Consider the following 23,328-nt stretch of genomic DNA (forward strand, 5'->3'; position numbering starts at 1 on the left):
TTATTCAATTCCAGCTGCCTGTAGAAGAGTTTTTGTATAAGGATGTTCCGGTTTTGACAGAAGTTTGTCAGTCGGTTTTTCTTCGACAATTTGGCCTTTATACATGACTCCAATTCTGTCTGCCATGTAAGCAACAACGTTTAAATTATGACTTATAAAAAGATATGTCAAATTCATTGATTTTTGCATGGTTTTGAGAAGATTTAGAATTTGTGCTTGAATTAAAACATCGAGGGCGCTTACACATTCATCGCAAATCACAAATTCTGGATTTAAAATCATTGCACTGGCAATTGCAACTCTCTGTCTCTGTCCTCCGGAAAGCTGATGTGGAAATTTTTCGAGAGAATCTGGTGGAAGTCCGATTAAAGTGCGCATTTCGTTTATGATTTTGCTGCGTTCTAGTTTTGTTTTGCCGATTTTGTGAATTATTAGCGGTTCTTCGATTATTGATTTGATTTTCTTTTTCGGGTTTAGTGAAGAATATGGATCTTGAAAGATTATTTGGCAGTGGCGCCGGAAATTTTTTTCATCTTTGACAGTTTTTCCTTCAAATAAAATTTCTCCGGAATCTGGTTTTTGAAGGGCGCAAATTAAACTGCTTAAGGTTGATTTGCCACAGCCAGATTCACCGACTAAACCATAACATTCGCCTTTGTTTATTGAAAGATTTACGCCATTTACGGCATTTGTAATTCCATTTTTTGTTGAGAAAGATTTAAAAACATTTTTACATTCGATTATTCTATGAGGATTATTCATTTTGCCATTCTCCAAAATGTACAGGAAGTTTTTCGTGCCGTTTTTTTGCATCTGGAATTGAATCTATTAGTGCCTTTGTATACGGATGTTGAGGATTTTTTAATATTTCTTCTGTTTTTCCTGTTTCTACGATTTTTCCTTTGTACATTATATAAATTCTTGAACAGAGTTTTTTTACAACTGTAAAATCGTGTGTTATTAAAAGAAGGGCGGTGTTGAATTCACTCTTTAAGTTCTTAATTATCGAAAGAATTTTATTTTGCGTTGAAACATCCAATGCGGTTGTCGGTTCGTCTGCTATTAAAAGTTCAGGATTTGTCATAAGCGCACTTGCAATCATTACGCGCTGTCGCATTCCTCCAGAAAGTTCGTGCGGATAGCAGTTGAAAATTTTTTTTGTATCTTCAAGTCCAGTCATTTTTGCAAGTTTTTCAGCTTGTTTTTGAGCCTCTTGTTTTGAAATTCCTTTTATGAGGGCTGATTCTTCAATTTGCTTACAGATTTTTAAGAGCGGATTTAAACTTGTCATGGGTTCCTGAAAAATAATTGATTTATTTTTTCCAGTAAAAGTTATTGTTCCTTCCGTGATTTTTGCATTTTCTGGCAAAAGGTCCATTATGCTGAGAGAGGTTACTGTTTTTCCTGAACCAGATTCTCCAACAAGGGCGACGAATTCTCCGGGAAAAATTTCCAAATTTACGTTTTTTACTGCCGTAAAATTTTTCTGCCTGGAGCAAAATTCAACTGACAAATTTTCTATTTTTAGCAAAGATTTTTGTGAATTCATTTTACTTTCCATTTACTTCCGAAATTCCATCGCCAATTAAATTTACCCCAAAAACAAGAATTATCAGAAAAATTAGCGGAAAAATAATTCCTGTCGGGTTTGTAAAAATGTAATGCTGTGCGTCGTTCAACATTCTTCCAAAACTTGGGTATGGCGGACGAACTCCAAGTCCGAGGTAACTTAAACCAGACTCGTTCAAAATTGCCATTGAAAAACTCAAAGTTGCAGTTATGAGAAGATCGCTTAAAATGTTTGGTAAAATATGAATATACATGATTCTGAAATTTCCAGCACCGCGAGCTTTTGCGGATTGCACAAAAAGTGAATTTTTAAATTTAATGTAGCCGGAACGGGTGATTCTTGTAAAGCGGGGGATGCTCATAATGCAGAGAACCAGAATTGTAACCTTGATGTCTGGTTCAAAAACTGCAACGAGCATTAAAGCCAAGAGAATTCCAGGAAAAGCCATTTGTGTGCTGACAAGTTTCATGATGATTGTGTCGGCAACTCCGCCAAACCAACCGCAGATTGAGCCTAGAATCAGTCCAGTAAAAAGTCCAAACATCATTACAATAAAACCGATTATGATGGAAATTCTCAAACCGAACATTATTCTGCTTAAAACATCGCGGCCAAGTGAGTCTGTTCCAAGAAGATGATGAAATGACGGTGGCTGAAGTTTTGCAGCGGCGTTTGTCAAATTTGGATCGTACGGAAGCCAAATTGTTCCTGCAAGCATGAACAGAATTATGAAAGAAAACATGCAAAAACCAGTTAAAAACGTTTTGTTTTTTAAGTATTTTGTCAGGTTTTCTTGAAGAATTTTCATGTTTGAATTCATTATTGACTACCTCTCAAAATTCAAATAAATTTTTCCTATGTTAAAAGGAAAAACAGTTGTTTTAGGAGTGACTGGAAGCATTGCTGCTTATAAAATTGCAACACTTGCCAGTATGCTCGTTAAAAATCATGCAGATGTTCATGTTATAATGACCGAACACGCACTAAATTTTATTACTCCATTAACCTTTGAGACGCTCACAAAGAACAAATGCCTTGTTGATACTTTTGACCGCAATTTTGAATTTGACGTCAAACACATCTCATTGGCTAAAAAAGCCAGTGTTTTTATGGTTGCTCCGGCAACTGCCAATACAATTGCAAAAATTGTACACGGACTTGCAGACGATATGCTGACAACTACAATCCTTGCTTCAACTTGTCCAAAAATTGTGTGTCCTGCAATGAATACAGCAATGTATGACAATCTAATTACTCAGGATAACCTTAAACTTTGCAAAAAATATGGTATAAAAGTTGTTGAACCAGAAGAAGGACATCTTGCCTGTGGCGACAGTGGCCGCGGAAAAATGCCTGAGCCGGAACAACTGTTTCAGATTATTTGCAAGCTATTTTAAATTTATTTTTTTGACCTTGTTCTAGGGTCAATAATTGAATAAAGAATATCGACCGCAAAGTTACAAGTTAAAGTCATTATAGCAAGATAAATTGTCAGACCTTGCAGCAACGGAAAATCTCTTGAAGAAATTGAATGAATTATAAGTTTTCCAATTCCTGGAAGAGAAAAAACATTTTCGATAATTATGCTTCCTCCAAAAATATCTGCGGTAATAAGACCGAGGGTTGTAATTGATGGAATTAGCGCATTTCTGAGCACGTGGCGAACGATAACCTGTTTTTCGTTCAAACCTTTGCTTTTTGCCGTTCTTACATAATCCTGCTTCAATTCATTTTCCATGCTTGTTTTTATATATCTTGCGAGAATTGAAGATGAACCCAGCGAAATTGCCAGTGAAGGCAGAATAAGACTTTTTGGACCGTCAAAACCTACCGAGGGTAACAGTTTTAATCCGACCGTAAAAATTAAAATCAAAATAAGGGCTGTGCAAAATGACGGCATTGAAACCCAAATTTGATTTAAAACCGAAAGACAGCGCCAGACCTTTTTTTTTCTGTTGAGTGCAAATGTGATTCCCAGAAAAGTTCCGATTGCAATGGTAAAAACAAGCGAAAGCAACGATAGAGAGGCGGTTGTTTTTAGGGCTCCTGCAATTAAAGAAGAAACGCTTTGGTTATATTTGTAGGAAATTCCAAGATTTCCGCAAAATGCTCCTTTTAGCCAATTTGCATAGCGTAATGGAAGGCTTTGATTTAATCCAAGTTGAAGTTCAAGAGCTTCAATTTGAGCTTGATCTGCGTCTGGTCCGAGAATGGCAAGCGCCGGGTTGCCTGGAAGAAGCTGGAATGTAAGAAAAGTCACCAGAGTTACAAGGAGAAGGGTTGTCATAAAGTCGATGAATTTTCTTACATAAAAGTTCATTTTTTGTTCCTGTTTTGTTGAATAATATTCTAGTCAACAAAGTAAAGTGTTGAAAAATCGTAAAAATTTACTGGATAAGGAGTGTAGCCAGCTACATTTTTTTGAGTGATGATATTGCGGCCTGGATCGCAGATGAAAACAGCAGGGCAGTCCATTGTAAGAATTTCCTGACATTTCTTAAAATAATCTGCACGTTTTTTTAGGTCGATTTCTGATTCTGCGGCTGCAAAATTTTTGTCGTATTCAGGATTTCTATATTTTACAAAGTTGCGTTTGTAATCTGAACAGTAACGGCGAAGAACTTCTGCTGGATCAATTTTTCCTGCAAATGCAATTACAGTCGTCTGATATTCAGCTTTTGAATAAACTTTGTCGAGCCATGTTGTCCATTCAACGGGAACAATTGTGCAGTTGATTCCAAGTGGTTTGAGCATATTTACGATAATCTGGGCGGTATCAACGTGAGGCTGGTAGTTTGCAGGAACAGTAATCGTCATATCGAACCCGTTTTTGAAAGATGACTGATTCATATATTCTTTTGCTTTTTCAATATTGTAAGAAAAAATTCCGACGAGTTTGTCGTTGTAGCAATCACCTAAAATTGGGCTAAAATTTGAATAAAGTTCAGTTGCAAAACCGTCAAAAACACCGTTTATGATTTCTGTTTTGTCGATTGCGCAGGTAATTGCCTTTCGAACGTTGATGTCGGCAAGCGGAGGATAAGAATTGTTCATTCCAAGAATTTGAACCATATTTTGCGGATGACTTATGATTTTGAAATTCTTTTTGAGCATTTTTGCGTTTGTTCCAGAAATCATCTGTGCAACGTCGATTTGACCAGACTGAAGTGCGGAAATTGTTGAATTTTCGTCGGTCATGATGAGAATTTCGATGTTTTTGATCTTTCCAGCACGTTCTTTGTCGTAGTAATCATCGTTGCGTTCAAAAACTATTTTTTCGTGGAGAGAATATGAAACGAATTTATAAGGACCAGTTCCAATTGGCATTGTTTCGTTGTCGTTGTAATCGTGCAAAAGAATTGGACTTGTTGCTACAAGAAGCAAAAAGGCGCCAGAAGTTTTTTTCAGTTCAATTACAAAAGTATAGTCGTCTGGAGCAAAAACTGATTTTACAATCTGCATATTGTCGGAACGTGTTGTAAGACCGTCGAGGCCTGCCAAATTTTTGTAAGTGTAAATGCAGTCGGCAGAAGTAAATTCTGTTCCGTTGTGAAATTTTACGCCTTTGCGAAGTTTAAAAGTATAAGTTAAAGAATCTTCAGAAACTGAATAACTTTCTGCAAGAGCAGGGTAAAGCGAACCGTTTCCATCGTATTTTAAAAGTCCTTCAAAAATATTGTCTATAACGGCAGCAGTTTCGGCAGCGGCAGATTTCCATGGAAAAAAACTGTCCGGTTCAGAGCACATTGTCATTCTCAAAGTGTCGTGAGATTTTTTTGTTCCACATGAAGAAAATGTGAAAGTTGCGGCAATCAATGCCAGTGTAAGAAATTTTATTGATTTTTTCATTTTTGTATTCCTATGATTTAAAGATAAAAACAGACGCTGTTTTCGGCTGTTTTTATCATGCCTACTTGTTAGTTTTTTACGGTCTAAAATTAACCGCATGTTTTTTAAGAATTAAGTTCAAGCGCCTTTTTTACACCGATAAGCGTAAGTTCTGGAAAAATTTCGTCAAAAATATTGTAACTTTCAAAAATTTTTGCAAAACCGCCTGTGCCAATAATGTACGGCTTGTCTTCGGGATTTTCGCTTTTAAAGACTTCTGAACTGATTGTGTGGCAAATTTCTTTTATTGCGCCTGCTGTCCCAAAATAAATTCCAGATTGAATTGCTTCGATTGTTGCAGTGGCACAGGCTTTTTCGCTCTTTTTGATGTCGACATGTGGCAGTTTTGAAGTGCCAGAAGCAAGTGCCTGAACTGAAATTTTTAAGCCAGGAAGAATTGTGCCGCCTAAATATTCCTTGTTTTTTGTAAGTGCGTGAATTGTTGTTGCCGTGCCTAAATCAACAATGATTAAATTTTTGTTTGGACAAAGTGCAACTGCACCGATAGAATCGGCGATTAAATCTGCACCGATTTCTTTTGGATTTTGCATTTTTAGTTTTAAACCGTTTTTGATTCCAGCTTGAATAAAAAGAGGCTCGATTCCAAAATACTTGAGGATTCCACTGGAAAGAGAATAGTTGATTGGCGGAACAACTGAACAAATTCCAATTTGGGTGATTTTTTCGGGAGAAATATTGTTTTCCCGAAGAACGGAGCGAAGGAAAATTCCAATTTCGTCGGAGGATGAATTTTTGTGGGTTGTCTGGCGGAACTGTAAAATTAGCTGGTCGCCGTCAAAAACCCCTCCTGTGATGTTTGAATTTCCAACATCGAGAGTAAGCGTCATAGTACCTGTCCTTAAGATCAAGTCTATTAAGGCAAATGCCTTTTAAGATGTGAAAAAAAATTGTAGTCACTGCTGCCAACGACAGTCAATGCTTTTTTAACATACAGTTTTGTAAAAAAAAAATAAAGTAGGTGCGCGGATTTTTTTATATGGACTTTTTGTTAAGCTAAAAGCGCACGACCGGGCTTGTAGCCCGGCTTGGAACCCCAGAGTTGCCGGATGGCAATGAGCGAGAGCGAAGGGTGGAAAGCCGGTTTTTGTGGCAACTGTGTTTTTTGAAGCAGAGTTGTTTTTTCTGAGGAAGATGAGCTCCAAAAATTATGTCAAAAGTTCTTATTATTGAGTATAATTAAATTATGAAAATCGTAATTGTTGGCGCTGGTTTTACAGGAATTCAATTGGCTAAAAGACTTGTAAACGGAAAAAATGATGTTGTTTTAATTGATAACGATGATGAAGTTGTAAGGCATGCTTCTAACAGTCTGGATTGCAATGTAATTCATGCAGAAGGCAATAATCTGGATGTCTTGGAAGAAGCTGGGATTAAAAATGCCGATGCCCTTGTTTGCGTTACCTCAAATGACGAAGTAAATATGATTACGTGTTCGCTGGTTGACGCTGTTTATCCGGATGTTACGAAAATTGCGCGTGTGCGGAACTATGCTTATTATGTGGACACGACATCTGTTGAAAAAGCTAAAAACCGCCGGCCACTTTATGGTGTTGATTATATGGTTCATCCTGACGTTGAAGCTGCGGAAGCAATTTCAAATGCGGCAAATCACGGAGCCATTACCGATGTTATGCCTTTTGGCGATCAATATGAACTTATTAGAATTACCGTAGAAAAGGGAAGTCGTCTGGAAAACCAGAAAATTATTAGTCTTAGGAAAATTACGGACAGACCGATTCTGGTTGCCTATGTTGAAAGTAACGGCGAAACTCGCTTGCCAAGTGGCGAAACTGTAATTAAGGCGGAAGATTGCATTGGCGCGCTGATGTTAAAGCAGGATATTCCGGAATTCTTAAAACTTTGCGGTTCAAAACTTAAAGAAATTAAAAAAATTGCAATTATTGGTGCTGGAAGGATTGGAACGATCGTTGCCGAAAAATTGATAGAACGAAAGTCTAGTTTTATTACGCGACTTTTTAAGCGTGAAGGAAATCCAACTCAAGAATTCTGTATTATCGATAGCGACGAAAATCTTGCTAAGGCTGCTGCAGAAAAATTTTCTAAAATAAAAGTTTTTTGTACGGATGCTACGGAAGAAGGGTTTGTTGAAGAAGAAGGAATTGATAAATATGACCTTGTAATCTGTACTACTTCTAACCACGAATTGAATATTGTAATGGCGGCTTATTTTGAATCCCTTGGTATAAAAAATAGCATTGCACTGGTTCAAAATAATGCTTTTGGCGAAATTGCCAGAAAAATTGGAATTGAAGTTGCTGTTCCGATTCGGGATACGGTTGTTGATTCGATTATGAGCCACTTAAAGGGAAAAGCGGTAACTGGTGTTCATACGGTCAATGACGGTTCTCTTGAAATTATGGAAATAAAAGTTGACGAAAAAAGTCCAGTAGTTGGCAGCACTCTTCGCGATATTGCGGAAAACGGTAAATTTTTGGTTCTGATGATGCAAAAAAACGGATCAGACGAATATTTTATTCCGATTGGAAGCACAAAAATTGAAATTGGCGATGAAATTGTAATGATTACGACTCTTGAAGAAAATCAACATGTGCTTGAAAAATTTGGGGCGGAACTTTAAATGCAGACGGTTTTTGTTTTTGTAAGAATTTTTGCTATTATTCTTTCGATAATTGGAACTTCGTTTTTGTTGCCGATTGGGACGGCGCTTGCTTTTGGTGAATATGAAGTGATTCTTCCGTTTTTAATTCCAATGGTTGTTGCGTGGATTTTTGGTTCTGCTTTTTATTTTGGCGGAAAAAAAGTTCCCGTAAAACTTGGAACAAGAGCGGTTTTTGTTTTTGTAAGTTTTGCTTGGGTTGCCATAAGTTTTTTTGGTGCAATTCCTCTTTTTGCCGGCGGTTGGATTAACGATTTTTCGAGTGCGGTTTTTGAATCTGTAAGCGGTTTTAGTACGACGGGAGCAACGGTTTTAAAAGATGTTGAAATTTTGCCTCGCGCTGTAAATTTGTGGCGAATGGAAATGCACTGGCTTGGTGGCATGGGAATAATAGCGCTTACAACTGCGGTCTTGCCTTTGCTTGGTGTTGGCGGTTTTGCGCTTGTAAAAGCTGAATCAACTGGTCCAGAAAAAGGAAAAATCACTCCCAAAATGGCAAATACTGCAAAAGCCTTGTGGGGAATTTATTTTGCTTTGACGGTTATCCAGACTGTAATTTTAATGTTTTGCGGAATGGATTTTGTTGACGCTCTAAGCCATGCTTTTTCGACTTTGGGAACAGGCGGTTTTAGTTCAAAAAATGCAAGTATTGCAGGATTTAATTCTCTTTCCACCGAAATTGTCTGCACTGTTTTTATGTTTCTGGCAGGTGTAAATTTTAGCCTTTATTTTTACGTGATTACCGGAAAATTCAGCGAATTAAAAAATAACAGCGAATTCAAAGCTTATGTCGGTATTTTTGGAATTGTTGTTTTATGCCTGGCTTTTTCGCTTGTTAAATTTTATGGCGGTTTTGGAAAAGCTTTAAGATACGCTTCATTTCAGGTGGCAACGATTATGAGTACGACTGGTTTTGCTACTGCGGATTTTATGAAATGGCCAGCGGCAAGTCAGTTTTTTATATTCATTTTGTTTTTTATAGGCGGATGTTCTGGTTCAACTTCTGGCGGATTTAAGGTTATTCGATGGGTAATTCTGGCAAAAAAAGCGCGCGTCGAAATGCTTAAGATGATTCATCCTCACGGAGTTTTTTCTGTTCGAGTAAATGGTTCGGCAGGACGCGAAGACTTGGTTTTAAACATTGCATCTTTTGTCTTTGTTTATTTTGGGCTTGCGTTTATTTCGACTTTTGCTGGAACTCTTGGCGGACTTTCTGTTTTTGAGTCGTTTACGGCAAGTTTTTCGATGCTTGGAAATATTGGACCTGCTTTTGGTCCGTTTATGGATTACGGCTGGATTCCGTCGTTCTTAAAATGGATTTTTAGTTTTATGATGATTGCCGGTCGTCTTGAAATTTACAATTTGATAATTCTTTTTACAAAAGATTTTTGGAAAAACTGAAATGCTTAATTTACCTCTCTTAAAAAACAAAGGTCTTAATTACTTTTTTGCGTTGTTTGTAATTCTAATTTGGGGAATTACTTTTGTTAGCACAAAATATTTACTGCGAAGCTTTAGCGCGTTTGAAATTCTTACAGTCCGCTTTATAACTGCTTACGCAATGCTTTGGCTCATGAAGCCAGAGCGGATAAAACTGCCTCGCAAAAAGGATGAATTGTGGTTTTTTGCGGCAGGAGCGAGCGGCGTCTCTGTTTATCAGTTTTTGGAAAATATTGCGATTGACTATACTTTGCCGGCGAATGTTTGCATTATTGTTTCAATCTGTCCAATGTTTACGGCGATTATTGCCCAGATTTTTTTGAAAGAAAAAAATATTAACTTACTTTTTGTTGTCGGTTTTTTTGTTGCAATTTCTGGAATTGTGTTTGTTACATTTAATGGTGCGCTTGTATTTCATTTGAGCCCAAAAGGCGATTTTCTTGCTTTGGCCGCTGCGGTTTGCTGGGCATTTTATTCTTTAAGCGTTACGAAAATTGCTTCGTTCAATTTAAACCCGATAAGTTCTACTCGACGACAATTTTTCTGGGCTCTGGTTTGTATGATTCCTATTGCGGTTTTTGGAATTTTGAACGGTAAAAATTCTCCAATGACTTATATAAATCTTTCTGAAGCGGCAAATGCTGAACGCTGGTCGGATATTTTTAACTGGTTAAATTTTGGATTTTTAGGAATTGCAGCAAGTGCTTTTGCTTTTGCGGTTTGGAATTTGGTTTGTAAAAATCTTGGAACTGTAAGGGTGACGGTTTTTCTTTATTTGACTCCAGTTGTAACGATTGTTTTTGCGTTTTTAATTTTGGGTGACAAAATTACCTTAATGGGAAGCATAGGCGCGGTTTTGACGATTGCAGGCCTTGCAATTTCTGAAGCGAGCAAGAGAAAAGAAAAAGGCAGACGGAATATGTCGAACGAACGGTAGTTAATTTCTGTTAAAATTGAAAACATACTCGGTCTAAAGGTTCGTGTTTGCTCGAAAACTAAAACATAAAAAGCTGCGAATCCTTAAAAGTTTCCTGCTTTGCTTGTTGAATAATGTCGTTTGGACGGGAATTTCCAATTAAAAAAGATGAGTTCTTGTCGTGCTGTAAAAAATTTTTTTGAACGGTTTTTTCATCATAATTTGCGTAACAATATTTGCAAAGGTTTGGACAGGAATTGTAATATCCAATGTCGCGTGTTGGAAGACAGGAACAATGTTTTCGCAGGATTTGATGCACATTTTTAGACAAACGAACGTTAGTTATTCTTTCGATAAGTTCTTTTGAAACACATTCGCCTTTTTGAATGCCATAGTCAGATAAATCGAGTTTTTCTGCGCAAGATTCAATTTTTATTCCATATTCTCCAGCAATTCTTGCAAAACTTCCAGCTAAAAATTTTTGGTCGTTTTCGCTTACTTCTTTTAATTCTGGAAATTTTTTAATTGTTTTTGAATATAAGTCGACAAAACTGATTATGCAACGGTCGGTATAAGGAGAAAGTTTTTCGCACATTTTTTTGAATTCGCGGATATGAGTTGCCACTGTGTAAGTTGAATCAACAAAAATCGGATCGTATCTCCAGCAGACTTTTTCTTTTCCAAGTTTTTGAGAAAGTTCAGCAAAAGCTTCGATTACGGTTTGTTTTTCGGGAACATTGGGTTCGATTTCTTTTCCATACGGAGTGATTGTGACAAAAAAATAAGTTCCAAAATTTTTGAGTTCGTCCAGATAAGGAATAAGAGGTTTGGGATTTTTTGTGCAGAAAACAAGGCAATCAACGACTTTTGGTTCAAGTCTGTAACGTGTGATTTTTTGCGGAACATAAGGATTACGCACGTCGACAAATCCAGCGCGGATACGATTTATAAACCATTCAGAATAAAAAGCGGGAATATCCGTCCGTCCAGAAGCAAATATAATCATAAAATTATTATAGAACAAAAGCGGTTTTGTTGGAAATTGAGAAACTGAAAAATATTTTTAAAAGTAAAAAAAAATCCCCGCTGAACAGAACATTTTCCGTACAGCGGGGACATTGCTCTAAAAGCGGTTTTTCTATTTTGCAATCAACTTGTTCATAGATTTTATAAAGTCTGTCGGGCTTGAAAGTTCGGCTCCGCTTACGAGAAGTGCCTGGTCGAGAAGAACTTCCGAAACGTCAGAAATGTAACCTTCATCGGTTGAGTTTTCAAGCGTTTTTACGATTGCGTGGTCAGCGTTTACTTCGAGAATTGGTTTTACTTCTGGAGCTGCCTGACCCATTGCGCGCATCATCCGTTCCATCTGGATTCCAGGATCGTTTTCGTCAACAACGATACAAGACGGACTGTCGCTCAATCTTTTTGAAAGAACTACATCTTTTACACGCTCTCCAAGCGCTTTTTTTATTTTTTCCTGAACAGGCTTAAATGCTTCTTCCTTTTTCTTTGCTTCGTCTTTGTCGATTCCGAGTTCTTCGTCTGAACCTGCTCGGTTTACACCCTTGAGTTCAAAGTCTTTGTATTTCATAAGGCTTGGAATTACAATGTCGTCAATATCGTCAGCCATAATCAATACTTCAAAACCCTTGTTTTTATATGCCTCGAGGAGAGGACTTGCACGAAGGTTCTTTTCGTTGTTGCCTGTAATATAGTAGATTGCTTTTTGTTCTGGCTTCATTCTCGAAACGTAATCCTTAAAGCTTGTCCATTTTCCGTCGCCGTTTCCGCTTTCGTCAGTAGACTTGAATCTTACGATTTCTGCAATTTCTTCGCGGTTTGTGTAGTCAGAATAAAGTCCTTCTTTCATTGGACGATTGAAGTTTTCTACAAATTTATTCCATTTTTCAATCGCTTTTTTATCTTCGTCTGTAGGATTTTCTGCTTTGCGCGCTTTGTCCGCTGTTTCGCCGAGTTTTTTAAATTCGCTCAAAAGTTTTTTTACAGAAGCCGACTTAATATTGTCCAAAATTCTATTCTGCTGCAAAATTTCGCGGCTTACGTTCAAAGGCAAGTCTTCCGAATCAATAATTCCTCTCACAAAACGCAGATAAGACGGCAAAAGTTCACGGTCATCGTCCGTAATAAATACGCGTTTAACATAAAGTTTTACGCCACTTTTGTAATCTGCCTGATACATATCGAACGGAGCTTGCTGTGGAACATAGAACAAAGTCGTATATTCCTGAGTTCCTTCGGCATGAGTGTGAACATAATGAAGCGGATCCTGGCTGTCGTGGCTGATTGTTTTGTAGAAAGCGTTGTAATCTTCTGGTTTAAGTTCAGATTTTGGACGTTTCCAAAGAGCAGATGCAGTATTTACCTGATCAACTTTGTTTTCGCTTCCAGTAACGTTGCCTTTGTCGTCGTATTTGTTCTGTGTGTAGTGCAAATAAATCGGGAAAGCAATGTGGTCAGAATAGCGCTTAATAAGTTCTTCAATCTTCCAGCGAGAAGCATAATCTTTGCTGTCATCGTTCAAAACCATCTCTATTGCAGAACCGTGAGTTTCTGGTTTGTCAAAACCAAATTTTTTTGCTTCGTCAGAATCAGCCTTGATTTCTTCAATTGAGTAAGAATTTGTGCCGTCGCTCGACCATTTGTAAATTTTGTCAGATGCGGCCTTTCGTGTGTAAACATTTATTTCTTTTGCAGCCATAAAAGCTGAATAAAAACCAACGCCAAACTGACCGATTAGATTAGATTCGCCGGCATTTTTGTCGTTTGAAAATTTTTCGATAAAAGCCTTAGTTCCTGAGCGAGCGATTGTTCCGAGGTTGTTGTTCAAGTCATCTTCGTTCATGCCGATTCCCGAATCTTGAACAGTGAGCACTTTTGCAACGTCGTTAAAACTGATGTCAATTCTCGGTTCAGTCTTTAAATTTTTGTAAGCGTCTTCCGAAACCATAAGGTAGTTCAATTTGTCCAAAGCGTCGGAAGCATTAGAAACGATTTCGCGAAGGAAAATATCCTTGTTTGAATACATTGAGTGAATTATCAATTTAAGAAGCTGATTAACTTCTGTCTGAAACTGATACTTTGCCATTTATCTATCTCCCAAAATTTAAAAGTTTTTCACTTTAAAAATAATAAAAAAAAACGCATAAGTATAGAAAAAAAATAAAAATTTTAGGAGCACATTTCCCGAAACAGAAAAGAAATTCGGTTAAAAAAACGCTTGGCGTCAAAACCGGCTTTCCACCCTTCGCTAGCGCTCATTGCCATCCGGCAACTCCGGGGTTCCAATCCGGGCTGTAAGCCCGGTTGTGCGCTTTTAGCGCACACGTAAATAAACGGGTTTTGCGCAAGCAAAAGCCGCAGCATGCGATAGCATGCAGCAATCCAGGCTGAAAGCCCGGTCGTGCGCTTTTAGCGCACATAAAACTGTGTCAAAATTACCCGGATTTTCAAAAAAAATTGCAAAAAACGGACAAAAGTGCTCAAAAAAATGAGCTTGTTCAGAAAACTGTCCAAAAATTGCCCGATAAAAAATATAAAAACAAAAATTTGCGGTTTTTAAAGTTTATTTTATGCAAAAAATTCGTTTTTAGATTGAAAAAATGCTTTTTTATTTAAGGTTTTTAACTTGGCACACTTTTTGCTTATAGATATATGAAAGCTAGAAAAAACTAAGTTTTCAAAACTTTGGAGGTAATGTATGAACGATTTAGCACTTTTTAATGACTTGTTTAATGATTTTGGAGATGACGGTTATACAATGCCGGCATTTAGTTACAAAAAAATGTTCCATATGCCAAAGGTAGACGTAAAGGAAAGCAAAGAAAACTATACTTTGACAATGGATATGCCTGGAAAAACAGACAAAGACGTTGACATTGAATTGAACCAGAATGTTTTGACAGTTTCTTCTAAAGACGAAGTTAAAAAAGAAGAAAAATCAGACAAAAAAGACGAGACAAAATGGCTCATTCGTGAACGCACAGTTTCATCATTTAAGAGAAGCTTTACACTTCCAGATGATGTAGACAGCGAAAAATTAACAGCCAACGTAAAAGACGGCGTTTTGACAGTTTCAATGCCAAGAAAAGCCCTTGCGCAACCAAAACACATTGCAATAACCAGCGCATAAGCATATAAAATCTAGGCGTTAAAATAAAAGCATCCATTTTTAAGAAATCTTGCTTAAAAACGGATGCTTTTTTTAGTTTAAATAATGTAAAATAAGGATAACTTATGGCGAATGGAATTGAAGATTTAAAAGAAAAAAATAAAAATTGTGAGTTGAATAAAATCAAACCGCATGAATTTACGCAGTGGACGAATTTTCAGGGCAGGGAAGATGCCGAAATGTTGGAAGAAAAATCTGCTGGCTGGAGTGCTCTAAAAAGTTCTAAAGGTGATTATGATGCCTGGGATGAAGATTGAATTTTTGAGCGTTTTGCGACAGGGATAGGAGCCACGCCGAAGGCGTTCTAAAAAAGCCGGGTAATTTTTTAATTATCCGGCTTTTTTAGAATGATAATGGCGGATAGCCCGGTTTGGGACTTGCTAAAAACTGTTTTTTTCTTTTATTTGTAAATTTTATTATTTTTTGACAGTTTTTATGTGCATAAACGAAGTCCCAAAGTCGCCCATTTAATTTTTTATATCTTGCCAGATTTGTTCTGGAGTAAGATGATTATTTTTTAGGATTTCAGGTGCGTTGTAACGGTCGAGAAATTCCTTTTTTAAGCCAAAATTGTACACTTTGACTGGCGACGCGCCGTAAAAAGACGCAATTTTTTGTCCAAACCCACCGTCCAAAATTCCGTCTTCGAGTGTGATTATTTTTTCGTGCGTTTTTTTGAGTTCGATCAAAAGTTCTTTGTCCAGACCTGTAATGTAGCGCGGATTTATGAGCGTTGGTTTTTGTCCGCTCTGCTGTTCGATATAATCTGCCGTTTTTTCTCCGAGCTGGAAAAAGTCGCCAAGTGCCAGAATTGCAATTTTGCTTCCGTTTTGCGTAATTTTGTATTTATTTAAATCCGAATAATCTTTTTGAACAGGTTCTGTTGTGTGGATTATGCCGTTGCATGGCATCCTGATTGCAACTGGAAATTTATTTTGTTCAATTGACCAGTCGAGCATAGAAAAATATTCTTCGCAATTCGTGGGTGCAAGGTAAACAAGTTCCGGAATGTTTGACATTAAAGGAATATCGAAAATTCCAAGATGGGTTATATCGTTCATTCCCCAGACGCTTGCTGTATTTACGAGAAGTGTTGCCGGATTTTTATTGATACATAAATCCTGGCTCAATTGATCGTAAGTTCTTTGGATAAAACTTGAATGTGTGCCAAAAACAGGTTTTGTTCCGTTTTTTGCCATTGCGCTTACGAGTGCGATTGCGTGTTCTTCGGTAATTCCCGTGTCGATAAACTGCTTGCCGGCTTTTTCGCGGTTTTGTTTTGTAAAGCCAAAATTTGCTGGAACTGCCGGGCAGACAAATGCGACTGTTGAATCAGCGGTCATTTTTTTGAGAAGAAATTCTGCCGTCATAGTGTTGTAATTTTCTGCATTAGCAACTGGACGTTCTGCTGTCTGACGGTTAAAAGGCGCTGTCCAGTGCCAAAGTTCTTTGTTTTCTTCTGCTGGTTTGTAGCCGCAGCCTTTGAGCGTATTTATGTGTACAACAATTGGATGATCAATGTTCTTTACTTTCTGGAATGCTTCGATTAAAGACGGAATGTCGTTGCCTTTGTCCACGTAAATGTAGTCTAGTCCGAACGATTTAAAAATGTTTGACGTGTATTTTCCGTTCGATTCTCGCAATTCTTTTAGGTTTTTGTAAATTCCTCCGTGGTTTTCTGCAATTGACATATCGTTGTCGTTTAAAACTACGATAAAATTCGAATTTTGTTCACCGGCAAAATCCAGTGCCTCGAGCGCTTCGCCGCCACTCAAAGAACCGTCGCCAAGAACTGCAATAATATTTTCGTTCTGACTTTTTAGGTCGCGTGCTTTTGCAAGACCACAGGCAAGACTTACGGCCGTTGAAGTGTGTCCGACCTTAAAAAAATCGTGTTCACTTTCGTCGGGATTAGAATAGCCGCTGATTTTTGAAAATTGAGTTTCGTCAAAAAAGCCATACGCCCGGCCAGTCAGCATTTTGTGCGGATAACACTGATGGCTTACATCAAAAACAATTTTGTCTTTAGGAGAGTCAAAAACAAAGTGAAGGGCGATTGTCGCTTCAACAAAACCAAAATTCGGTCCAAAATGTCCGCCTTTTTTCGTAAGACGGTTAAAAAGACCTTCGCGGATTTCGCTGGCAAGAGAAATAAGCTGGTCAAAAGAAAGATTTTTTAAGTCGGCAGGAGAAGAAATATTGTCCAATAGCATGAAATTAAATACCTCTAAAATTCAAAAATAAATAAAACTTACTTAAAAGATTCGATATAAAATTATACAAGAAAAAAAACAAAAAAAAAATTCTTAAAAGAAATTTATAAAAGAAGGGAGGAGCCCCTCCCTCGCTCCAATCCTTCGGTTTTCCGCTACCCACCCAGCGGGGACACCCCGCAACGCCCCAAGGCATAGAAAAAAAGGAAAAATAGCTTAGATTAAAAAGATGATAAAAGGTTTTTATAAATGACATATTCAGAAGCAATAGAACAAGTAATGTTACATAACGGATATTTTGCACCTTTGAAACTGCTTTATAATGGAAAGATTGTAAATCTTCTAAAAAAACAATTTTTCGGCATCATTAATTTTTTGTTAAAATATTGCTATAAAAAATAATTTGAGATATTATAGATTTTATAGAAAACATTAAAAGTTTTCTGGTTATTTAATTCTCAGTAGCTCGCAGATTTTTTTCTGGGGCTTTTTTTTTGCTGTCAAGGCTTTTTCTGAGTAATTTCTTTCATTTTGATAAATGTGTTAAAATATTTTTATGAATGTTTTGATTCTTCAACCTCCAGTTATGCAACTTAATACTGCATATCCTAGCGGAGCGTATCTTTCTGATTTTTTTAAGCGTGAAAACTGCCTGACCAAGTGGCTGGATTTAAATATCGAACTTTTTTATTCAATTTTCTGTAAATCCGGGCTGAAAAAAATTTTTGAGCTGTCTGAACAAAATGCTTTAAAACTTGCCCAAAAAGCGGAAAATTCTAGTGATGAAAATACAGCCTTTAACTTGCGCAGATATATCTGTCAGAAAAAAAATTGGATTGATTGGATTGACAGGATTGTTCAAATCTTGTGTGGAAAAGGTTTTGAAAGTGCCCATGCCTTTGTTTTTGGAGCGCATGTTCCTCGTGGAAACCGAATGGAAAATTTTCTGGCAAATCTCGATCACGATTTAACGACCGACGATGCCCGAAGTCTTGCAAGTTTTGCGTTGGTTGATTTTGCGGATTTTATAAATGTTGCTTTTGACAGAAATTTTAGTCTTGTCCGCTATGCGGAAAGTCTTACGATAAGCGAATCTGTTTTTAGCGAAATCGAAAAAGGTGCTGACAGCCCGATCTTAAAAGAATTTTATGTTCCTCTTTTGGAAAAAGAAGTTGTTCCAGAAATTGAAAAAATGCTTTCTGAGGCAAAATCTGCCAAAAAAAATGAAAAAATTCTTGTCTGTGTAAGTATTCCTTTTCCGGGCGTTTTTGCCGCAGCCTTGGCCACTGGGAAATTCTTAAAGCAAAGATATTCAGAAAAAATTTTTGTAAGTTTTGGCGGTGGTTTTGTTAATACGGAACTTCGCGAAACAAAAGAAAAATCTCTGACAAAATATTGCGATGCGATTAGTTATGACCGCGGATATGCTTCTTATAAAAAGTTGCTGGAAATTTTAAAAACAGAACGAAAAACGGAAGAAATTTATAATTTGCGTCAGTTTGTTTTGCGTGGTGATTCTTGTGGAACGGAAAGCGTTCAAATTTTGGAACCAGCAAAACCAAATTCTCAAGAAATGAATTATGAAATTCAAATGACAAAATCCGTAATTCCTAACTTTTTGGATATTGATTTTTCAAAATATCCGCGGCTGATTGACGACACAAACCCAATGCACCGTCTTTGGTCGGATGGAGCGTGGATAAAAGCATATATGGCGCATGGCTGTTATTGGCATAAATGCGCATTTTGCGACGTTACTTTGGATTATGTAAAAAGTTTTTGTATGACGGATATAAAGTTGTTGTACGAAGGACTTTTAAAACAATGCACAGAAAAAAATATTTTTGGAATTCATTTTGTTGACGAAGCTATGCCTCCTGCTGCAATGATTGCTTTTGCAAAAGAAAATATTGCTCACGGATCTCCTTTGAGTTGGTGGGGAAATATCCGCTTTGAAAAAAATTTTACTCGCGATATTGCAGATTTTTTGGCTTATGGCGGTTTGGTCGGTGTCAGTGCCGGGCTTGAAAGTGCTACTGGAAACGGACTGAACGCGATTCATAAAGGTACGGATTTGGAATCGATTGTTGGAGCGTGCTGTGCTTTTAAGGAAGCTGGCGTTTTGGTTCATGCCTATATGATTTTTGGATACTGGTTTGAAAAACCTTTGGATTTGATGAATTCGATGGAAACTCTTCGGCAATTTTATGCAAACGGTCTTTTGGACAGTTGTTTTTGGCATAAATTTGTTTTGACCAGACATTCGCGGGTTTACGATGAATGGAAGAAAGGTCTGCACCCAGAATTAAAGGTTCTTGCAGAAAAAAATATTCCTTTATTTGCAAAAAATGGTTTGCATTTTGAAGGAGAAAAATCTTCCGAAAAATATGCCCAAGCACTGGAATTTTCGCTTGACGAGTGGATGCACGGCAGAAATTTAGAAAAACCAGTTTATAAGTGGTTTGGTTTTAATGTTCCAAAACCAGATGTTGGACCAGACTTTATTCAAAAAATGATTGAAAAATATGAAAAAAAGCGCGATTTTGAATTTTCAAAACCTCTTCCTGAAGATAAAGAAAAAATTTTCTGGCTTGGCGGTGAAAAAATTCGTGTAAAGACAAAACACGGTCAAAAACTGCGCTGGTATTATATGGGCGAAATGCAGGAAGTAAATGCTGATTCTGACGAAAAAATTATGCGCGGTCGAGGATTGTGCGTTTTACCGTAATTAACCGTTGAGAGAAATATGAAAAGAAAGTCCGAGTTCTGTATTTGAAAAGACATAGGATTTTTTATGCAAAAGTTTTGAATCCGCATTCAGTCCGTTTTTAAAAGCTAAAAAAAGCGTGACTGCGACTGGTTTTGTGTCAAAAATTGCTTCTGCTCCGTAATTAAAATAAAGATACGGTTTTATGTGCTGGTTTTCGTTGAACAATAGCGGTGCGAACGAAAAATAATAGTTATGTCTGATTGATTTTGAAATTTTAGTGTTATATTCGAGTCCAACAGAAAAAGCGTTGAATTTAAAAGTGTCGTCTTTTGCGGTAGAAAAACTTTTTGAATAAGAATAATTGTAGAAAGAATAACCAAAAAATGGAATAAATGTTCCTTTGTAAATTCTAACTGAAGGCAGAAGATACTGAACATCAACTTCGATGCAACGCAAAAGTTCGTTGAGTTGTTCGTTTGAGTGGTTAAAATCTGGATTATCCGACCATAAAATAAATTTGTGTTCCTTAAGACCTAAATTCATCTGCGCTTTTAGCATAGGAATTTTGTTTAAATATGCGTGATATAAAATTCCGTAGAAAAAAAGAACTTCTTTTTTGATAGAAGCAGAATTGGATTCTTTTGACATTATTGAGTTGTTTAGCGTCTGAAAACCCATTGTTGTTTCAAAAGTCCAGTCGATTCCTTCAATTGGCGACACATGCTTTACCGCTGCCGAAAAACTGTCAAAAATGCAGAAAAAAGTGAGAAAAATAAAAACTGTGAATTTCTTTTCGTTTTTTTTAATTTGCATGACGTTTTATGTCTTATATTGAAGTATTTTAGAAAAATGGACGGACTAATGCAATAATGTGAATTTAATTTGACGAAAAATGGTTGTTTTAGACTAACATTTTTTAAATTCACCTAACAAAAATAATTTTGCTATAGTTTAAACATAACTTAACTCTTGAGGGAGTAGCAGACTTATTTTTAAGTAGAAAGTCAACATACTGGTTTTACCTGGCTTTCTTTAATTTGCGAGACTCATGTGCAGAAAAAATAGGAATTCTGTGCATGCGTCATAAAATTGTAGATTTTGACCTGTGCAGTTTTGCTCAGGTCTTTTTTTTGCTTATTTTAATTTTTTGGAGAAAATGATGGACAATTTTTTAGCGGTATTCTTTACGGTTATGATTACGGATTTTGTTGCTGAATTTGGCGATAAAACTCAGTTGCTTTTGATAGGAATGACTTCAAAATATAAAATCCGCGACATTGTTCTTGGAACTTTGGTGGCTGTTTTTGTCTTGAACGGAATTGCAGTTTTTATTGGTGGAGCGTTAAATGAACTTTTGAATTCATTTTTATGGGTTGTGAAATTCGTAGCAGCAGGCGCTTTTATTTATTTTGCCGTAACGACTTTAAAATTGGACAATGATGAAGACGAAAAAGAAAACGGAAATAAAATAAAATTTGCTCCGCTGGCAGTTTTTTGTACTTTTTTTATTGCTGAACTTGGTGACAAAACGCAACTGACCGCAGTAACTTTTGGCGCAAATTACGGATTGAGCAAAGTTTTTCTCATTTGGTTTGCTTGCTCAATCGGACTTTTTGCTGCCGATATAATTGGAATGTTAATTGGGTATCTATTAAAAACAAAGGCCCCGGATGGAATTTTGAAAATTCTTTCGTTCGCTTTGTTTGCCGGATTTGGAATTTTTACGGTTTATCAAGGATTGTCGCTTTTGCAGGAAAGTCTTGCGGTAAAAGGCTCGGATGCGGTTGTTCCAGTTTGGTTTGTTCTGGCAGTTGTTGCTGTTATATTTGCAGGTCTTTGTCTTTTGCAGTTAAAATTGAATAAAAATTCAAAGGCGAAATAAATTTTCAAGAAAAAAGTTTTTAATTGCAATTAAAAAAAGCCTTGGTTTTTATGGCCAGGGCTTTTTAGTTTTTTGAATGTTTTATCGCGTAAGTTTGCGGTACACCGTTTTGTGTGGAACTTCATCATCAATTCCAAGAACGCTCTTTTTCCATTCAACGTATTCAGACCAGTTTCCTTCAAAGAAGTGAATGTCCGAATTGTTTTCAAACGCAAGAATGTGGGTTGCAACGCGGTCCAGGAAGTAACGGTCGTGGCTTACTACAAGCACAACTCCAGCAAAACTGTTAATTGCTTCTTCGAGAGAACGTGTTGTCGAAATGTCCAAATCGTTTGTAGGTTCGTCCAAAAGAAGAACATTTCCTGCTTCTTTGAACATAAGTCCCATATTAAGGCGGTTTTTTTCTCCACCGGAAAGAACGCTGATTTTTTTGTTCTGCTCGGCAGAATTAAAATTGAACCATGAACAGTAAGCGTGGGCATTTACTTCGCGAACTGCACCGTTAAGCGGACGTCCTTTTTCGTCTACGGCACCAAGCTTTACAAGGTCGCTTCCTCCACTCAAAGTTTCGTAAATTGTTTTGTTTGGATCGAGTTTTGAGCGCATCTGGTCCACATAAACCAATTTTACGGTTTTGCCGATCTTGAGTTTTCCAGAATCAGGAAGTTCTTTTCCTGTTGTTCCGTCAGGTAATTCAATATCCTGTCCAGCGGCGCTTGCAATCATTTTGAAGAGAGTTGTTTTTCCTGCGCCGTTTGGACCGACAATTCCAACAACAGCTCCAGCAGGAATATGGAAGTCAAGGTTTTCAAAAAGAAGTTTGTCGCCAAAAGATTTAGTTAATTTTTCAGCATCAATCACAACGTTTCCGAGGCGTGGACCTGCTGGAATAGAAATCTGGCTGTCTTTAAGCTGAATTCGTTTTGATTCTTCGGCAAGGAGCGCTTCGTATTTTGTAATGTGTTCCTTGTGTTTTGCCTGACGGCCTTTTGCTCCTGCGTGAATCCATTCCAATTCTTCTTTCATTTCGCGCTGACGAACGCTTGCCTGTTTTTCTTCAAGTTCAAGACGTTTTTGTTTTGCTTCGAGCCATTCAGAATAGTTTCCTTTGAACGGATAACCTTCGCCTCGATCCATTTCCAAAATCCAGCCAGCAACATTGTCCAAAAAGTAACGGTCGTGAGTAATTGCAATAATTGTTCCCGGATAATCTTTTAAATGGCGTTCAAGCCATGCGACAGTTTCTGCATCGAGATGGTTTGTTGGTTCGTCCAAAAGCAGAATGTCCGGTTTTTGCAAAAGAAGACGGCACAAAGCGACACGGCGACGTTCTCCTCCAGAAAGGACATCAACAATTTGGTCTGGCGGAGGACAGCGTAGTGCGTCCATTGCGAGTTCAAGATTATTGTCCAAATTCCAGGCATCTGCGGCATCGAGTTTTTCCTGAATTTCTGCCTGGCGTGCACAAAGTTTGTCAAAATCAGCGTCAGGATCGCCAAAAGCTTCGTTAACTTTATCAAATTCTTCAAGAAGGTCTGTAATTGGTTTAACGCCTTCTTTTACTACTTCAAGAACTGTTTTTCCTGGTTCAAGATAAGGCTCCTGCTCAAGATAGCCCATTGAATATCCCGGCAAAAGTTGAGTTTCGCCAGTGTAATCTTTATCAATTCCAGCAAAAATCTTAAAAAGCGAAGACTTACCGGCACCGTTTTCACCGATAACACCAATTTTAGCACCGTAGTAATAAGAAATCGAAATGTCTTTAAGAACTACTTTTGTACCATAAGCGCGACTAACGCGGTCCATGGTATAAATGATTTTTTTGTCGTCGAATGTTTTAGCCATAAAATCAGTATAACAG

19 protein-coding genes are annotated in these 23,328 nt (G+C 37.3%); 8 read left to right on the plus strand and 11 right to left on the minus strand.

Annotated features, from left to right (window positions below):
• The 3 genes from ACT6XC_RS03260 to ACT6XC_RS03270 are packed head-to-tail and all read right to left on the minus strand — an operon-like array spanning position 1 to position 2,390.
• Positions 1–762, minus strand: a complete 762-nt coding sequence (locus tag ACT6XC_RS03260) for an ATP-binding cassette domain-containing protein (protein ID WP_443738618.1) — start codon at positions 760–762, stop codon at positions 1–3.
• Entirely contained in the window at positions 755–1,549 is a 795-nt protein-coding gene (locus tag ACT6XC_RS03265) for an ABC transporter ATP-binding protein (RefSeq protein ID WP_443740781.1), read from the minus strand. The genes ACT6XC_RS03260 and ACT6XC_RS03265 overlap by 8 nt, the downstream gene beginning before the upstream one ends.
• Before the next feature lies 1 nt (position 1,550).
• A complete protein-coding gene (locus tag ACT6XC_RS03270; RefSeq protein WP_443738616.1) occupies positions 1,551–2,390 on the minus strand; it encodes an ABC transporter permease in 840 nt (279 codons plus the stop codon).
• 37 nt (positions 2,391–2,427) lie between these two features.
• Between ACT6XC_RS03270 and ACT6XC_RS03275 the strand changes: the two genes are divergently transcribed.
• Positions 2,428–2,967 (plus strand): flavoprotein, encoded by a 540-nt coding sequence (locus tag ACT6XC_RS03275; RefSeq protein WP_443740782.1) that lies wholly within the window; start codon positions 2,428–2,430, stop codon positions 2,965–2,967.
• A gap of 2 nt (positions 2,968–2,969) precedes the next feature.
• On the opposite strand, the gene ACT6XC_RS03280 is transcribed toward ACT6XC_RS03275, so the two are convergent.
• The 3 genes from ACT6XC_RS03280 to ACT6XC_RS03290 all read right to left on the minus strand — a co-directional run bounded on the left by ACT6XC_RS03280 (position 2,970) and on the right by ACT6XC_RS03290 (position 6,306).
• Positions 2,970–3,890, minus strand: coding sequence for an ABC transporter permease (locus ACT6XC_RS03280; protein WP_443740783.1), 921 nt, complete (start codon positions 3,888–3,890; stop codon positions 2,970–2,972).
• Positions 3,891–3,919: 29 nt separating this feature from the next.
• The gene (locus ACT6XC_RS03285) at positions 3,920–5,419 is read right to left on the minus strand and encodes an ABC transporter substrate-binding protein (protein WP_443738613.1); all 1,500 of its coding nucleotides are present in this window, start codon (positions 5,417–5,419) and stop codon (positions 3,920–3,922) included.
• A 104-nt stretch (positions 5,420–5,523) separates the two neighbouring features.
• Positions 5,524–6,306: a type III pantothenate kinase gene (locus tag ACT6XC_RS03290; protein ID WP_443740784.1), complete on the minus strand. Its 783-nt coding sequence runs from the start codon at positions 6,304–6,306 to the stop codon at positions 5,524–5,526.
• A 356-nt stretch (positions 6,307–6,662) separates the two neighbouring features.
• Between ACT6XC_RS03290 and trkA the strand changes: the two genes are divergently transcribed.
• From trkA to ACT6XC_RS03305, 3 genes are read left to right on the plus strand one after another with little or no spacing between them, the layout of a single operon-like run.
• Positions 6,663–8,078: a Trk system potassium transporter TrkA gene (gene trkA / locus ACT6XC_RS03295; RefSeq protein ID WP_443738119.1), complete on the plus strand. Its 1,416-nt coding sequence runs from the start codon at positions 6,663–6,665 to the stop codon at positions 8,076–8,078.
• Positions 8,079–9,518, plus strand: coding sequence for a TrkH family potassium uptake protein (locus ACT6XC_RS03300; RefSeq protein ID WP_443738120.1), 1,440 nt, complete (start codon positions 8,079–8,081; stop codon positions 9,516–9,518).
• A 1-nt stretch (position 9,519) separates the two neighbouring features.
• Positions 9,520–10,494, plus strand: a complete 975-nt coding sequence (locus ACT6XC_RS03305) for a DMT family transporter (protein WP_443740785.1) — start codon at positions 9,520–9,522, stop codon at positions 10,492–10,494.
• Between the two features lie 58 nt (positions 10,495–10,552).
• On the opposite strand, the gene ACT6XC_RS03310 is transcribed toward ACT6XC_RS03305, so the two are convergent.
• Complete coding sequence (locus ACT6XC_RS03310; RefSeq protein ID WP_443738122.1) at positions 10,553–11,479, minus strand: DUF1848 domain-containing protein; 927 nt, start codon at positions 11,477–11,479, stop codon at positions 10,553–10,555.
• 132 nt (positions 11,480–11,611) lie between these two features.
• A complete protein-coding gene (gene htpG, locus ACT6XC_RS03315) occupies positions 11,612–13,579 on the minus strand; it encodes a molecular chaperone HtpG (RefSeq protein WP_443740786.1) in 1,968 nt (655 codons plus the stop codon).
• Between the two features lie 612 nt (positions 13,580–14,191).
• On the opposite strand from htpG, the gene ACT6XC_RS03320 reads away from it, so the two are divergent.
• On the plus strand, positions 14,192–14,623 hold the full coding sequence (locus ACT6XC_RS03320; protein WP_443740787.1) for an Hsp20/alpha crystallin family protein: 432 nt from the start codon (positions 14,192–14,194) through the stop codon (positions 14,621–14,623).
• A 104-nt stretch (positions 14,624–14,727) separates the two neighbouring features.
• The gene (locus ACT6XC_RS03325) at positions 14,728–14,919 is read left to right on the plus strand and encodes a hypothetical protein (RefSeq protein ID WP_443738125.1); all 192 of its coding nucleotides are present in this window, start codon (positions 14,728–14,730) and stop codon (positions 14,917–14,919) included.
• Positions 14,920–15,129: 210 nt separating this feature from the next.
• On the opposite strand, the gene ACT6XC_RS03330 is transcribed toward ACT6XC_RS03325, so the two are convergent.
• Positions 15,130–16,875 carry a 1-deoxy-D-xylulose-5-phosphate synthase gene (locus tag ACT6XC_RS03330; protein WP_443740788.1) on the minus strand — a complete coding sequence of 582 codons (1,746 nt, stop codon included), beginning with the start codon at positions 16,873–16,875 and terminating at the stop codon, positions 15,130–15,132.
• Positions 16,876–17,431: 556 nt separating this feature from the next.
• Between ACT6XC_RS03330 and ACT6XC_RS03335 the strand changes: the two genes are divergently transcribed.
• Positions 17,432–19,603 (plus strand): radical SAM protein, encoded by a 2,172-nt coding sequence (locus ACT6XC_RS03335; protein WP_443740789.1) that lies wholly within the window; start codon positions 17,432–17,434, stop codon positions 19,601–19,603.
• Here ACT6XC_RS03335 and ACT6XC_RS03340 read toward each other — a convergent pair whose 3' ends face one another.
• A complete protein-coding gene (locus ACT6XC_RS03340) occupies positions 19,604–20,398 on the minus strand; it encodes a hypothetical protein (protein ID WP_443740790.1) in 795 nt (264 codons plus the stop codon).
• A gap of 346 nt (positions 20,399–20,744) precedes the next feature.
• Between ACT6XC_RS03340 and ACT6XC_RS03345 the strand changes: the two genes are divergently transcribed.
• Positions 20,745–21,467 (plus strand): TMEM165/GDT1 family protein, encoded by a 723-nt coding sequence (locus ACT6XC_RS03345; RefSeq protein ID WP_443740791.1) that lies wholly within the window; start codon positions 20,745–20,747, stop codon positions 21,465–21,467.
• Positions 21,468–21,548: 81 nt separating this feature from the next.
• Here the strand turns inward: ACT6XC_RS03345 and ettA are convergent, their stop codons facing one another.
• Positions 21,549–23,312, minus strand: coding sequence for an energy-dependent translational throttle protein EttA (ettA, locus tag ACT6XC_RS03350; RefSeq protein ID WP_443740792.1), 1,764 nt, complete (start codon positions 23,310–23,312; stop codon positions 21,549–21,551).
• Positions 23,313–23,328 lie beyond the last annotated feature (16 nt).

This window comes from Treponema berlinense, assembly GCF_052273165.1.
Taxonomy (GTDB): domain Bacteria; phylum Spirochaetota; class Spirochaetia; order Treponematales; family Treponemataceae; genus Treponema_D; species Treponema_D berlinense_A.